Origin of the sequence: Pseudarthrobacter sp. L19 (genome assembly GCF_050859435.1) — a bacterium.
GTDB lineage: Bacteria > Actinomycetota > Actinomycetes > Actinomycetales > Micrococcaceae > Arthrobacter.
The window spans coordinates 2,180,572-2,194,376 of sequence record NZ_CP193935.1; the positions used below are offsets into that span (position 1 = coordinate 2,180,572).

Below are 13,805 nucleotides of genomic sequence, written 5' to 3' on the forward strand. Positions count from 1 at the left end.
TCAGGCCCGGGAACCCCGCGGCGCCCACTAGGCTTGACGGCATGAACGACAGGAACACGGAAACCGATGGAACGGCAGCGGGGGAGGCTCCGGGCCGCCGGGGATTGGCGCGTTACGCCCGCCCGGCTTTGATCGCCGGCATCGTGGTCGCCGTCGTCTGTGTCGCGCTGCTCGTGATCATCTTCCTCCTCGACACCTTCAACGCAACGGTTTACTCGGTGGACGGCAAGGACGTCGCGGACGCCACCGACGAGGCCCGGGCCATCCGCGACACCTACGCCGGGGTCCGGATCGGCAGCATCATCTTCCTCGTCGCCGGCGTCATCGCGGCCCTGGCCGGCGGGTTCCTGCTCTACCGGACGCGCAACGACGTGCCCCGGGTGGAGGAGGACGACGACGGACTGGAGTGGGACTACGACGACCTGGCGGGGGAGTAGCCGGGCCGCTCGCCCGTCCGCTCTTCCAGACGGCCGTTCGCCAGATGAACTTCTGGCACTCACCTTGACCGAGTGCTAACTCCTTACATAGAGTCGTCATTAGCACTCCCCCTAGGCGGGTGCTAATACCAAAGCATCAGCTGCCAGGCTGCTGCCGGCACCGCGACGACGGTCTGTACGCATGGCACCACCGCTTTGAAGTCCATGAATTTGCTGACGAAAAGGAGAGGTCCGAGTGTCGGTCTCTATTAAGCCTCTTGAGGATCGTATTGTTGTCCGCCCGCTCGAAGCCGAGCAGACCACGGCCTCCGGCCTGGTTATCCCGGACTCCGCACAGGAGAAGCCGCAGGAAGGCGAAGTTGTCGCGGTAGGCCCCGGCCGCTTCGATGACAACGGCAACCGCGTTCCCGTCGACGTTGCCGTTGGCGACGTCGTCATCTACTCCAAGTACGGCGGAACCGAAGTCAAGACCGGCGGTGTCGAGTACCTCGTACTGTCCGCCCGCGACGTTCTGGCGATCGTCGTAAAGTAACTCTCTTGGATCCCCGCGCCGCCGGACCGTCAGCAATGAACGGAACGGCTGCGCGGGGTTCTTTCGTGAAAGGACAACACCATGGCAAAGCAGCTCGCGTTTAACGACGCTGCCCGCCGGTCCCTCGAGGCCGGTATCGATAAGCTCGCCAACACCGTCAAGGTGACGCTCGGCCCCCGCGGCCGCAACGTCGTTCTGGACAAGAAGTGGGGCGCCCCCACGATCACCAACGACGGCGTGACCATTGCCCGCGAGGTTGAGTTGGACGACCCGTACGAGAACCTGGGCGCGCAGCTGGCCAAGGAGGTCGCCACCAAGACCAACGACGTCGCCGGTGACGGCACCACCACCGCGACGGTGCTGGCGCAGGCCCTGGTCAAGGAGGGCCTGCGCAACGTTGCCGCCGGCGCCGCCCCGGGCCAGATCAAGCGCGGCATCGAGGTCTCCGTCGAGGCCATCGCTGCCCGCCTGCTGGAGAACGCCCGTCCGGTTGAGGGGACCCAGGTGGCGAACGTTGCTGCCATCTCCGCGCAGAGCGACGAGGTCGGCGAACTGCTGGCCGAGGCGTTCGGCAAGGTCGGCAAGGATGGTGTGATCACCATCGAGGAGTCCTCCACCACGCAGACCGAACTCGTCCTGACCGAGGGCATGCAGTTCGACAAGGGCTACCTGTCCCCGTACTTCATCACCGACGCGGACCGGCAGGAAGCCGTCCTCGAGGACGCTCTCATCCTGATCAACCAGGGCAAGATCTCCTCGCTGCAGGACTTCCTGCCGCTGCTGGAGAAGGCCCTGCAGGCCTCCAAGCCGCTGTTCATCATTGCCGAGGACGTCGACGGCGAGGCCCTGTCCACGCTGATCGTCAACCGCATCCGCGGCACCCTGAACGTCGTCGCCGTCAAGGCTCCCGGCTTCGGTGACCGCCGCAAGGCCATGCTGCAGGACATCGCGACACTGACCGGCGCGCAGGTCGTCTCCCCGGAACTGGGCCTCAGCCTGGACACCGTGGGGCTGGAGGTCCTCGGCACCGCGCGGCGTATCACCGTCACCAAGGACAACACCACGATCGTCGACGGTGCCGGTTCGGCCGAGGACGTTGCGGCCCGCGTCGCGCAGCTGCGCTCCGAGCTGACCCGCACCGACTCGGACTGGGACAAGGAAAAGCTGCAGGAACGCCTGGCCAAGCTGGCCGGCGGCATCGGCGTGATCAAGGTCGGCGCAGCCACCGAGGTCGAGCTGAAGGAAAAGAAGCACCGCATCGAAGATGCCGTTTCCTCCACGCGTGCCGCGCTGGAAGAAGGCATCGTCGCGGGCGGCGGCTCGGCCCTGGTCCACGCCCTCAAGGCCCTCGACGAGGACCCGACGGTCAAGGCACTCGACGGCGACGCGGCAGCAGCCGTGGGCATCGTCCGCCGGGCGCTGACCCAGCCGCTGCGCTGGATCGCCCAGAACGCCGGCTTCGACGGCTACGTCGTCGCCGCACGGGTGGCGGACTCGGCCGTCAACCAGGGCTTCAACGCGAAGACCGGTGAGTACGAGGACCTGATCGCCGCCGGTGTGATCGACCCCGTCAAGGTCACCCGCGCCGCCCTGCGGAACGCTGCCTCCATCGCCGCACTGGTTCTCACCACCGAGACCCTGGTGGCGGAGAAGCCGGCCGACGAGGACGAGCACGCCGGCCACCAGCACTAAGGTCAATGTGTAGTTCCGGCTGCACCATGTGCATCCAGAAAGAACGCCCCGGCATCGCGCCGGGGCGTTCTTTCGTCTCATGGCGCGCCTGTTTTGCCGCGGTGCGGCCTGGAACCGCATGGCCGGTTCACAAGCTCCTCACAGTCCGCCCTGCTTAACTCGCTGGGTGCATAACGGCGGCTGGCACCCCCGGCGCACCTTCCGTAAAGTGGAACACTTAGGTTTCGGCGGCCCGATGCGGGCCGTCCGTGGTGAGGAATTTTGATGACGCAGCAGGCGGGGCTCCAGGAAGCCGCCCTAACGGGCATTCCGGCCCGTCCCAACCGGAAACCCGGCTACCGGCCCGAGATCCAGGGGCTGCGGTCGCTGGCTGTCCTGATGGTGATGACGTACCACATCTGGTTTGGCCGGGTCTCCGGCGGTGTGGACGTTTTCCTGCTGGTTTCGGCGTTCCTCATGACCTTGCAGTTCGTGGGACGCTTCGAGGACGGGCGTCCGACCGCCCTGGTCAAACACTGGCTGCACCTCTTCCGCCGCCTCATCCCGGCGGCCGTCGTCGTGGTGGTCGCCACGCTGGCGGCGACGATCTTGTTCCTTCCCCGGACCCGGTGGCTGGACATCGTCGGCCAGGCCTGGGCGTCCCTGGTGTATTCCGAAAACTGGCTGCTGCAGGCCCAGGCCACCGACTACTACGCGTCGGACCACTCCTCGGCCAGCCCCTTCCAGCATTTTTGGTCGCTGTCCATCCAGGGGCAGGTGTTCATCCTCTGGCCCCTGATCTTCGTGGGTGCCGGGTTCCTCGCCAAGCGCTTCCGCCTCAAGTTCCGGGCGCTGCTGGCCTACGTTTTCGGGCTCGTCTTCGCAGTCTCCTTGACCTACTCCATCGTGTTCACAGCTTCCAACCAGACCGAAGCCTATTTCGACACCGGTGCCCGCCTGTGGGAATTTGCCCTCGGATCGCTCGTGGCGTTGGGCCTTCCGATCCTCCGGATTCCGGTCCCATGGCGGGTGCGCCTTGGGTGGCTTGGTATCGCCGCGATGCTGAGTTGCGGCTTCCTGCTGGACGTCCAGGCGTCCTTCCCTGGCAGCATCGCGCTGTGGCCCACCCTTGCCGCCGCTTGCGTGATCGTCGCCGGTCAGACCGGCAGCCGGTTTGGGGTGGATCGGATCCTCAGTTCCCGGCCGTTGGTCCGCCTCGGGGACACGTCCTACGCGATGTACCTCTGGCACTGGCCGCTCCTGGTCGTTGCGCTTGCCGTCCAGCAGCGCGGCCACGCCGGTCCAGTCACGGGCTCGGCGATCATCGTGGCCGCCATCGCGCTGGCCTACCTGACCACCCGGTTCGTGGAGCGCCCGTGGCGGCAGTGGAAGTGGCCGGAGGTAAAGCGGCGCCGGGCCTCACTCGCGATCGTGGCCGCCCTGACGGTCGCAGCCGTCCCACTGGTCGGGCTTCAGCTGGCGTTGTACTTCGAGAATCAGGGCATCCTGGCTAAGGCCGCGCGGAATAATCCCGGTGCCCGTGCGCTGCTGCCGGACTTCACAGAGCAGGCCGACGCCGACGCGGCGCTCCTTCCCGCGCCGGAGAACCTAGGTAAGGACTGGGCCAGTTTGCCGCAGCCGTGCAGCGGCACACTGGAGCCCCAGGACGCCACACTCCGCGGAGTGTGCAACGAAAACACCCAGAACGGGGATTCGGCGAAGAGGGTCCTCGTCCTCGGCGACTCACACGCAGAACAGTGGCTCCCGGCCCTTGAACCGGTGAGTGATGAGAAGGGATGGCGGCTCTACGCCATGCTGATGGGCGGCTGCAAGCCCGGCACGACTGCGCAGAACGCCAATGCTGACTGCGACAAGTTCAACGCCGCCGTCACCGCGGAGGTCAAGCGCAACCCCCCGAATGCAATCGTGGTGGTGGGCACCGCGGCGTCGCCCTCGTCATCCGGTGAAACGCTGATCCCCGGTCTTCAGTCCAGCCTCGACACGTGGACAGGACTCGGAATTCAGGTGGTCCTGCTGCGGGACAACCCACGGTTCGGCTTTGACATGGCTGATTGTGTCGTGACCAAGGGAAAGGACGATAAGGCGTGCCTGCCGGCCAAGAGTGGACTCTTCGCCGCAGATAACCCGCTCGACACCCTGGCGGACAGGGCCCCGAACGTCATCACACTGGATATGACCGACCTCATCTGCCGTGAAAACGACTGCCCCGGCGTTGTGGGCAACACCTTCGTCTACCTGGACAACAACCACCTCAGCCGCACCTATTCGGCGAGCATGGCGCCGATGGTCAAGGACCGGTTGCTTTCCGCTACCGGCTGGGAGTAGTGCTGCTCCGTCCCTGGCGGGGTCGCGTGCCGCGGGGGTGCTTCCGGGTCACCACCCGGTAGAAAAGGAGCACGGCGACCGCCGCGACCACCAGCCCGGCGAGGTTGATGAACAGCTGGGCGGCAGAGCCGGCCGCCTTCTGATACTCGCCCAGCACCAGCGCCACCGCGACGAACCCCGCCGCCGGCACGGTGGTCACCGAGATGAACACTCCCACCAGGGCGGTGGAGCGGCGGCTGATGACCGATAGCATGCCGGCAACCCCGGCCAGCAGTGCCACGATAAGCGAATACGGTCCCGGGTGGTAGATGAACTCGACGGCGGAGCCGGTGTCCAGTGCGGACGTGGGAAAGAGTCCCAGCGGAACGGACAGCCACGCGGTGAAGGCGGCCGCGAGCATCGCGACCGGGAATCCGACGCCGAGGGCCAGGGCTGCGCTGCGGCCGAGCCGCCACTGCCGCCGCACCAGCGCCACCGCCAGCGCCGCGAGCGGCCCGAATTCCGGACCGACGGCCATCGCGCCGACGATGGCGATGGTGGAGTCGGTGACGATACCGATGGCCGCGAGCTGGGTGGCGAGAACCAGGAAGGCCAGGAAACTCCAGGTCAGTTTGGCGTCATCCCCGGTCTGCCGCGAGACCTCGTCCCAGATCATCGCGTCCGCGCCCTCGCCCGGCGCCTCAGCGACGGCGCGGTCCGCCCGGTCGGACAGCAGGAGTTCGGGGGTGGTCACGGAGATGGAGCCCGCCCGCTGCACGCCCAGGCCCTGAAGCCTTTCCAGCAGCGGTTCGACGGCTTCCCGGGCGATCATCACCTGCAGCACGTCGCCCTTGGGCACCAGCGAGGTGCCCGGGTGCAGCGCCACCTCCGCCACGCCCTCCGCATCCGAGCAACACTCGACGACGGCGGAGGTCAGCTCCGCCGGAACGCTTATTCGCACCGTGACAATCACCGGCGGCCTCCTTCGACCCGTTCAGAGTAGCCGGGCGAAGGCGGCGGGCGACCCAGCCGCGCGGCCTTGAGCAGCGCAGCCCCCGGAACGGCGGCGATTAGTAAGCACTCTGGCGATTAGCGAACGAAATTACGGTTCGGTAACATTGATGGTTCGGAATCCTGCCCACTGTGTCGATGAATCACCCCGAGGGGTCCCGCGTGCCAGAGCTGCGAACCAGTCCCACCCGGCCGCCTACGCCGGCCGGGTCTCCGGCGAGCCGGAAAACGGGCTACCGCCCCGAGGTTCAGGGACTGCGCGCCCTGGCCGTCGTCATGGTCGTGACCTACCACGTCTGGCTGGGCCGGGTCTCGGGAGGCGTGGACATCTTCCTGCTCATCTCGGCCTTCCTCATGACCCTGAGCTTCGCCCGCAAGGTCGAGGCCGGGAAGCCGTTGCGCCTCGTGCACCACTGGCTCCACCTGCTGAAGCGGCTGCTGCCCGCCGTCGTCGTGGTGGTGCTGGCCGTGCTCGCCGGGACCTGGGTGATCCTCCCCGCCAGCCGCTGGCCCGACGTGCTGAGCCAGGCCTGGGCGTCCCTCTTGTACCGGCAGAACTGGCTGCTCGCGGACACCGCCGTGGACTATTACGCCCAGGACCACTCGGGTGCAAGCCCGCTGCAGCACTTCTGGTCCCTCTCCATCCAGGGCCAGGTCTTCCTGCTGTGGCCGCTGATCTTCGCCGGAACGGCGCTGCTCCGCCGGGCACTGAACCGCTGGACGCCGCTGGGGAAGAAAGGCGTCAGCTACCCGCTGTTGCTCGCGGTGGCCTTCGGCGCAGTCTTCGCCGCGTCACTCGTCTATTCCATCGACCAGACCGCCAGCAACCAGGCCTACGCGTACTTCGACACCCGGGCCCGGCTCTGGGAGTTCGCCCTGGGCTCGCTGCTCGCACTGGCCCTGCCGCACCTGAAGCCGGGCAAGGCGCTGCGCGTGGTGCTGGGCTGGACCGGCCTCGTGGCGATGCTTTCCTGCGGGCTGCTCCTGACCGTCGACCGGTCCTTCCCCGGCTTCATCGCCCTCTGGCCTACGCTGGCCGCCGCCGCCATCATCGTCGCCGGGCAGAGCGGCAGCCGGTTCGGCGTGGACCGGCTCCTGACCTGGCGACCGCTGGTTGCCCTCGGCGACAACTCCTACGCCCTGTACCTCTGGCACTGGCCGCTGCTGGTGCTGGCCCTCGCCGGGTTGGGGATCACCGCCCCGAACCTCTGGCAGGGCCTGGCGATCGTCGCCGTCTCCATCGCGCTGGCCCTGCTGACCACCCGCTACGTGGAGAAGCCGCTGCGCCAATGGCACTGGCCGCAGAGCCGGGCCTGGCGCTCCGCCGTCGTGATCGCCGCCTGCGGTGCCCTGCTGGCCGCCCCGATCACGCTCTGGCAGGGACGCATCAGCGCGGATGAGGCCGCCGCCGCCGCACAGCCGCGGGACCTCACCCCGGGAGCCGCCGTTCTGGCGCCGGAAAACGCCGGCAAGCCCACGCCGGAGGCGAAGATCATCCCCGCGCCGCAGGCGATGAAAAACGAATGGGCGGACATCGACGGCCTCTGCACGGACGCGAACGTGCCCAGCAACCCGCTGCTGCAGGGCTGCCTGCAGAACACCCGCCCCGAGCACGTGACCAAGCGGATCGTGGTGCTCGGCGACTCCCACGCCCAGCAGTACATGGCCGCCCTCGGCCCGGTCGCCAAGAGCCACGGCTGGGAGGTGGTCACCCTGCTCAAGGGCAACTGCCGGTTCGGCGGCCAGTCGGACCAGCGAGACGCCGACTGCAACGCCTTCAACAAGGCCAGCGCCGAGTACGTCCTGGAGCATAAGCCGGATGCGGTCTTCACCGTCGCCTCCCTGACCCACAAGGATGCTCCCTACGAGACCGAGGTTCCGCAGTACCTCGAGGGCATCGAACCCTTCACCGACGCCGGGATCGACGTCGTCGGGATCCGGGACAACCCCCGCTTCACCCAGAACATGCCCGAATGCGTCCAGAAGAAGGGCGCCGACGCCGCCGCATGCAACGTCCCGCTCCAGGAGTCCCTGGCCGCCGCCTCGCCGCTGGATGACTACCGCGGCAAGGTGCCCCGGCTGCACCTGATGGACATGAGCGACTTCATCTGCGCCAACGGCACCTGCCCCGCCGTGGTGGGCAACGTCTACGTCTACAAGGACGACAACCACCTGACCAAGACCTACGTGCAGACCATGATGCCGATGTTCGAGGAGCGGCTGCTCGCGGCAACGGGCTGGAGTTGAGCGGAGCCTGCGTGCCGTCCGGGCGCCCCGGATGAAGTGGCTCACACCCGCCGCCCGGAATATGGGGATCGGCGCCAAGGTTCTAGTATTTATTCAACACTTCTGCACAGGCCATGCCCGTAATGACGGGCTGGTCATCTGCTGCAACCCCTACCCGTGAACCCCAGAAACCCAAGGTAAGAGGCGCACTCATGACCCAGCCCGAACACGACCCCTTTGGCTTCGTCGGCCTGACCTACGACGACGTTCTGCTCCTGCCGGGGCACACCAACGTCATCCCCTCCGACGCCGACACCTCCTCCCGGATTTCCAAGCGCATCTCCGTGAAGACCCCGCTGCTCTCGGCCGCGATGGACACTGTCACCGAGTCCCGCATGGCGATCGCCATGGCCCGCCAGGGCGGCCTCGGCGTCGTCCACCGCAACCTCTCGATCGCCGACCAGGCGGACCAGGTGGACCGGGTCAAGCGCAGCGAATCCGGCATGATCACCAACCCGCTGACCATTGGCCCCGAGGCCACCCTGGCCGAGCTCGACGAGATCTGCTCCCACTATCGCGTCTCCGGCCTGCCCGTCGTGGACGAGGGGATGCGCCTGCTCGGCATCGTCACCAACCGCGACACCCGCTTCGTTCCCGAGGCCGACTTCGCGATCCGCCTGGTCAGCGACGTCATGACCAAGATGCCGCTGGTCACCGGCCACGTGGGCATCAGCCGCGAGGAAGCCTCCCACAAGCTGGCCACCAACAAGATCGAGAAGCTCCCGCTGGTCGACGACCAGGGCAGGCTCAAGGGCCTGATCACCACCAAGGACTTCACCAAGGCCGAGCAGTACCCGCTGGCCACCAAGGACGACGAGGGCCGCCTCCGCGTCGGCGCCGCGATCGGCTTCTTCGGCGACGGCTGGGAACGCGCCATGGCCCTGATCGACGCCGGCGTCGACGCCCTGTTCGTGGACACCGCCAACGGCCACTCGCAGGGCGTGCTGGACATGATCCGCCGCCTCAAGTCGGACCCGGTCGCCGCGCACGTGGACATCATCGGCGGCCAGGCCGCCACCCGTGAGGGTGCTCAGGCCCTCATCGACGCCGGTGCCGACGGCATCAAGGTCGGCGTGGGTCCCGGTTCCATCTGCACCACCCGCGTCGTGGCCGGCGTCGGTGTCCCGCAGATCACCGCCATCTACGAATCCGCCAAGGCCGCGATTCCCGCCGGCGTGCCGCTGATCGCCGACGGCGGCCTGCAGTATTCCGGTGACATCGGCAAGGCCCTGGTGGCCGGCGCCGACACTGTCATGCTCGGCTCCCTGCTGGCCGGCTGCGACGAGTCCCCGGGTGACCTGATCTTCGTCAACGGCAAGCAGTTCAAGCTCTACCGCGGCATGGGATCCCTCGGCGCGATGCAGACCCGCGGCAAGAACACCTCCTACTCCAAGGACCGGTACTTCCAGGCCGACGTCTCCGGCGACGACAAGCTCATCCCCGAAGGCATCGAGGGCCGGGTGGCCTACCGCGGCCCGCTCGCCTCCGTGGCGTACCAGCTGGTCGGCGGGCTCCGCCAGACCATGTTCTACACCGGAGCCCCGACGGTCCCCGAGCTGAAGGCCCGTGGCAAGTTCGTCCGGATCACCCCGGCCGGGCTGAAGGAATCGCACCCGCACGACATCCAGATGACCGTCGAAGCGCCCAACTACGGCGCACGCTGACCCGAACCCGTCGCCCGACGGACACACGGAAGGGGTCGTTCTGATCACTCAGAACGGCCCCTTCCGCGTGTCCGCGGCGCTGGGCGCGTGACCTAGGCTGAAGCTATGTCCGAACTGCTGCCCGCGCGCGAACCGGCACGGAAGCTCGCGTTGCGGCCCTACGCCCGGGCCGTGGCGCAGGTGCTGCGGGTCAGTTTCCGCGCCTCGCCCGCCGCCGTCATCATGAAGGTGGCCGGCTCGCTGATCTCGGCGCTGTTGCCGCTGGTCACCACCTACTTCGCCGCGCTGACGACGACGGCGCTGGCCGCCGCCTACGCGGGCAATGCCGCCGCCGGGCAGCAGGCGATCGTCTACGTCGTCGTCACCGCCGCGCTGGGGCTGTTCTGGGGCGCGTTCAGCAGCGTGGACCGCTACATTCAACAGCTGATGAGCTTCCGGGTCGGCGCGATCGTGGGCGACCTGATGTACGAGCGGTTCCTGGCCCTGGAGTTCTGGCGCTACGACGACAAGGAGACCGTGGACTTGTACGACCGGGCCAAGCGCTTCTCCGACTCCTACGCCCGGGTCCTGGACAGGATCGCCGCGATTTTCACGCAGCTGGTCTCCGTGGTGCTGGCGATCGGCGCCCTCTGGCTGGTCAGCTGGTGGATCGCCGTGATCGTTTTGGTGGCGATTGTCCCCAGCGTCTACCTGCAGTTCAAGCTCTCCCGGGAGCAGATCGCCCATTGGAACACCCAGGTGGATTCGCGCCGGCAGCGGCGGATGATCGAAACCAACCTGCTGCGGCCGCAGCATATCGCCGAGATGCGGCTCTACGGGATCGTCGGCTACCTGATGGGGCTCCGGTCACGGCTCCGCGACGCCGACGAGAAGCGCCGGCTGGACTTCCAGAAGCGTTACATCCCCCGCCAGCTCGCGGCCGACGCGCTCCAGTACGGCGCCGAGGTGGTGGCGCTGATCTGGGTGGTGGGGCAGATCATCGCCCGGGCCCAGCCCGTCGGCCAGTTCCTCTACGTCCAGCAGATCGTCAGCCGCGCCCTATCCACGGCGAACAACCTGGTCTCCTCGCTGAGCTCCATCGACGAGGACCTCGCCAACCTCAAGGACTACGAGCTGTTCATGGCGCTGCCCGTGCACGCCGAGCACGCGCCGCCGCTGCTGCAGGCACCCCGCACCGAGGAACTGCGGGACATCCGCTTCACCTATACCGGCAGCGACCTGGAAGTTATCAAGGGCATCTCGCTGACCATCCGGCAGGGCCAGCACGTCGCCATCGTGGGGGAGAACGGCGCCGGCAAGTCCACCCTGATCCGGATTCTCGCCGGGCTCTACCGTCCCGACTCGGGCCAGGTGCTGCTCGACGGCGTCGACCTGGCCGCCGTCGACGTCACCTCCTGGCACCGCCACCTGGCAGTACTCAGCCAGGAGTTCCTGAAGTACGAGTTCGCCACCGCGGCGGAGAACATCCGCTTCGGCGACGTCGACGCCCCGCTGGATGACGCACGGATCCGCCGGGCAGCGGCCGACGCCGAGGCGCTGGACTTCATCCTCAAACTCCCCAACGGCCTGGACAACCACGTCAGCAACTGGATGGAGGACCCCGCGGGCGCAAGGGCAGCGGCCTCTCCGGCGGCCAGTGGCAGCGGCTGGCCATGGCCCGGAACTTCTACCGGGACGCCGCCTTCATGGTGATGGACGAACCGACGTCGGCGATCGACGCGCTCGCCGAGCACCGGATCTTCACCCGGCTGTTCGCGGACCGGAGCAGCACCATCATCGCCATCAGCCACCGTCTCGCCACGATCGAGAAGGCCGACGTGGTGTACATGCTCGAGGACGGCCGCGTGGTGGAGCAGGGTACCCACAAGGACCTCGTTGCCCTGCGCGGCCGCTACTTCCGGATGTTCGAATCGCAGCTGGGCATGGACGACGCCGTCTGACCGTCGGCAGGCTGCCTCACCGGAAGCTCAGTGCTCGGAAAGGATCGTGGTGCGGACCGTCGCCACGGCGGGCCGGGCCGGGACGCTGCTGAAACCGAAGGTCACCGCCGGCCGGATCGGCACCAGCGCGCCCTGGTCTTCGCCGTCCCAGCTGACCCGGGCGTCGGTGATCCGGTGCAGGTCCGTAACGCCGTAGAACTCCCGCCTGCCGTTCCCGGCGGTGCCGGCCGTCCGGGCGCCCGGGCTGAACAGGGCGGCGAGGGGGTTGATTGCGGTCAGCCAGGCAGGGTGGACGGCCAGGCGGCGCGGGACCGCCCGGAGCCCGACGCCGGTCACCGTGCGGGTGCCGATGCCTGCCTCGATCGCCAGGGGACCGGCGGCGACGGTGAGCCGGCCGCCGTCGAGCCCGGCGTCCACTCCCACAATCCGTACCTCGTCGAACTGGTAAGTGGCGGCGACAAACTCAGCCACCGCCGCGGAGGGGGCAAGCAGCAGTCGCCGTCCGGTGGCCTCCTGGACCATCACGTCGGCGAAGGCGCCCAAGGGGGAGGAATGCCAGATGCCGACCACCGCCCGGAAACCGGATGCGGCGCCAATCCCGGCGATGTGTCCGTCAAAGATCCAGCGCTCGGCCATGATTAGTGCCCGGCCATGGTCAGAGGGGTCCGTAGCCAGCGGAACCGCGGGGGTCACGCCAGGTTGCAAGGTCTGCTTCCACCGCGGCACGGAGGCGCGGGTCCGTGCCGATCCTGCGGCGGAAGGATTGCCGGCCGCGGCCCAGGACCACGGCGGGGACCAGGATGCAGGCCACCAGGAGCGCGACCAGCAGGACATAGGCGCCGGCTACCGCCGCCAGCGTTGAGCCGCCCCGGGCAGCGATGCCGGGGGAGACGAACCCCAGGATGGCCCCGAGGATTACGGCCAGCACGGCGACCATCATGATGCCGCCGCGCGCCGACCCCGGGCCGCGGGTGACCAGGCTGGCGCCGTCGGGCGGCAGCGTTACGCGGACCCGTTTCCAGGCCACGATGCCCGGCACCGCCAACAGCACTCCGGCCACGCCGAGGGCCAGGACCCAGGCGGGGTTTCCGGACAAGGCCGAGATGAAGGCTCCCGCCAGCAGCAGCACGGGGCCGGCGGCGATGGCAGCGCTCCATGCCGCGGCTCGGGCCGCCTGCGCGTCGGCTAACTGGCGCAGGCGGGAGGGGGCGTTCGGCGGGCTGACCCGGGCCAGCTCCGGCGAGGCCCAGTGGTCCAGGGGATGCGCGGACCGGTCCCGGGCGAACGTTGACGGGTCGGTCATGCCGGCTGCAGGCCGAGGCCCTTGCGGAGGCTGGAGTCCAGGTCCTCGGGACGGAGGGGGACTGCCTCGCTGCCGTCGTCGCCGGCACGGAGCTCGAGGGACCCGTCCGGGTCCGCCTTCACGTGCACGGCGTGGGAGGCGCCGTCCGGGAGGTGGCGCCGGAGGGTGGCCGCGGCGGGCCGCCCGTCCGGGGCCGCGCCCAGGTAGAAATTGACCATCTCGACGGCTGTAACGATCATGCCCTCGGCATCGGTGAGCGGTCGCAGTTCGTGCACTCCGTATTTGCTCAGGCTGAGGATCAGGGCGCCCTCGGCGGAGCCGAAGAGGAAGTACACGTGGTCGGCCTGGGGAGTAACCAGTGCGATTTCCAGCCAGGTGTCGGCACCGGCCAGCGCGGCCGCCACGCTGGCGGCCTGCCCGACCGGCACCAGGGCATCGGCCTCGACGGTCATCAGCCCCCGTTCCAGGAGCGTGCTGACCCCTGCCTGTTCCAGCGGCGCTCCGGCGGCGTGGTCCAGCCGGAATAAGCGCTGGCATTTCAGGGCCGCGTCGGTTCCCGCCAAGGCGACCAGGGCGATCAGTTCGTGCTCGGTGATAAGCAGGGGTGCGTCGTCTTGCGCGGTCATGACTGCCTTT

At 68.2% G+C, this 13,805-nt stretch carries 10 protein-coding genes and 1 pseudogene; 7 read left to right on the plus strand and 4 right to left on the minus strand.

The annotated features are described in order from the left end of the window. Positions 1-41 precede the first annotated feature (41 nt). The 4 genes from ACRQ5B_RS10405 to ACRQ5B_RS10420 all read left to right on the plus strand — a co-directional run bounded on the left by ACRQ5B_RS10405 (position 42) and on the right by ACRQ5B_RS10420 (position 4,986). Positions 42-437, plus strand: a complete 396-nt coding sequence (locus tag ACRQ5B_RS10405; protein ID WP_412883707.1) for a hypothetical protein — start codon at positions 42-44, stop codon at positions 435-437. 235 nt (positions 438-672) lie between these two features. After that, positions 673-969 (plus strand): co-chaperone GroES, encoded by a 297-nt coding sequence (gene groES, locus ACRQ5B_RS10410; RefSeq protein WP_056737866.1) that lies wholly within the window; start codon positions 673-675, stop codon positions 967-969. A gap of 81 nt (positions 970-1,050) precedes the next feature. Beyond that, positions 1,051-2,661 (plus strand): chaperonin GroEL, encoded by a 1,611-nt coding sequence (gene groL / locus ACRQ5B_RS10415; protein ID WP_432393688.1) that lies wholly within the window; start codon positions 1,051-1,053, stop codon positions 2,659-2,661. 264 nt (positions 2,662-2,925) lie between these two features. Beyond that, a complete protein-coding gene (locus tag ACRQ5B_RS10420; RefSeq protein ID WP_432393690.1) occupies positions 2,926-4,986 on the plus strand; it encodes an acyltransferase family protein in 2,061 nt (686 codons plus the stop codon). Here the strand turns inward: ACRQ5B_RS10420 and ACRQ5B_RS10425 are convergent. Continuing rightward, positions 4,970-5,938, minus strand: a complete 969-nt coding sequence (locus ACRQ5B_RS10425; RefSeq protein WP_432393692.1) for a DUF389 domain-containing protein — start codon at positions 5,936-5,938, stop codon at positions 4,970-4,972. The two genes, ACRQ5B_RS10420 and ACRQ5B_RS10425, sit on opposite strands and share 17 nt — an antisense overlap. Before the next feature lie 176 nt (positions 5,939-6,114). Here ACRQ5B_RS10425 and ACRQ5B_RS10430 point away from each other — a divergent pair, with 176 nt between their 5' ends. From ACRQ5B_RS10430 to ACRQ5B_RS10440, 3 genes and pseudogenes are all read left to right on the plus strand, one after another. Beyond that, positions 6,115-8,223, plus strand: a complete 2,109-nt coding sequence (locus ACRQ5B_RS10430; protein ID WP_432398738.1) for an acyltransferase family protein — start codon at positions 6,115-6,117, stop codon at positions 8,221-8,223. Between the two features lie 191 nt (positions 8,224-8,414). Further along, entirely contained in the window at positions 8,415-9,926 is a 1,512-nt protein-coding gene (gene guaB / locus ACRQ5B_RS10435; protein ID WP_290255858.1) for an IMP dehydrogenase, read from the plus strand. Between the two features lie 105 nt (positions 9,927-10,031). Next, a pseudogene (locus ACRQ5B_RS10440) lies at positions 10,032-11,866 on the plus strand (ABC transporter ATP-binding protein). A gap of 27 nt (positions 11,867-11,893) precedes the next feature. Here ACRQ5B_RS10440 and ACRQ5B_RS10445 read toward each other — a convergent pair. Genes ACRQ5B_RS10445 through ACRQ5B_RS10455 form a run of 3 tightly spaced genes read right to left on the minus strand, consistent with a single transcriptional unit; the run spans position 11,894 to position 13,795 of the window. Beyond that, positions 11,894-12,502 (minus strand): hypothetical protein, encoded by a 609-nt coding sequence (locus tag ACRQ5B_RS10445; protein WP_432393694.1) that lies wholly within the window; start codon positions 12,500-12,502, stop codon positions 11,894-11,896. A gap of 19 nt (positions 12,503-12,521) precedes the next feature. Further along, on the minus strand, positions 12,522-13,169 hold the full coding sequence (locus ACRQ5B_RS10450) for a hypothetical protein (protein WP_432393696.1): 648 nt from the start codon (positions 13,167-13,169) through the stop codon (positions 12,522-12,524). After that, the gene (locus ACRQ5B_RS10455; RefSeq protein WP_432393698.1) at positions 13,166-13,795 is read right to left on the minus strand and encodes a hypothetical protein; all 630 of its coding nucleotides are present in this window, start codon (positions 13,793-13,795) and stop codon (positions 13,166-13,168) included. Before ACRQ5B_RS10455 ends, ACRQ5B_RS10450 begins: the two co-directional genes overlap by 4 nt. Positions 13,796-13,805 lie beyond the last annotated feature (10 nt).

Bases quoted from the DNA above. Each gene is read 5' to 3' on its own strand.
- ACRQ5B_RS10430 (WP_432398738.1), top strand. From the start codon at position 6,115: ATGAATCACCCCGAGGGGTCCCGCGTGCCAGAGCTGCGAACCAGTCCC.
- ACRQ5B_RS10420 (WP_432393690.1), top strand. From the start codon at position 2,926: ATGACGCAGCAGGCGGGGCTCCAGGAAGCCGCCCTAACGGGCATTCCG.
- groL (WP_432393688.1), top strand. From the start codon at position 1,051: ATGGCAAAGCAGCTCGCGTTTAACGACGCTGCCCGCCGGTCCCTCGAG.
- ACRQ5B_RS10405 (WP_412883707.1), top strand. From the start codon at position 42: ATGAACGACAGGAACACGGAAACCGATGGAACGGCAGCGGGGGAGGCT.
- ACRQ5B_RS10450 (WP_432393696.1), bottom strand. From the start codon at position 13,169: ATGACCGACCCGTCAACGTTCGCCCGGGACCGGTCCGCGCATCCCCTG.
- ACRQ5B_RS10445 (WP_432393694.1), bottom strand. From the start codon at position 12,502: ATGGCCGAGCGCTGGATCTTTGACGGACACATCGCCGGGATTGGCGCC.
- ACRQ5B_RS10455 (WP_432393698.1), bottom strand. From the start codon at position 13,795: ATGACCGCGCAAGACGACGCACCCCTGCTTATCACCGAGCACGAACTG.
- guaB (WP_290255858.1), top strand. From the start codon at position 8,415: ATGACCCAGCCCGAACACGACCCCTTTGGCTTCGTCGGCCTGACCTAC.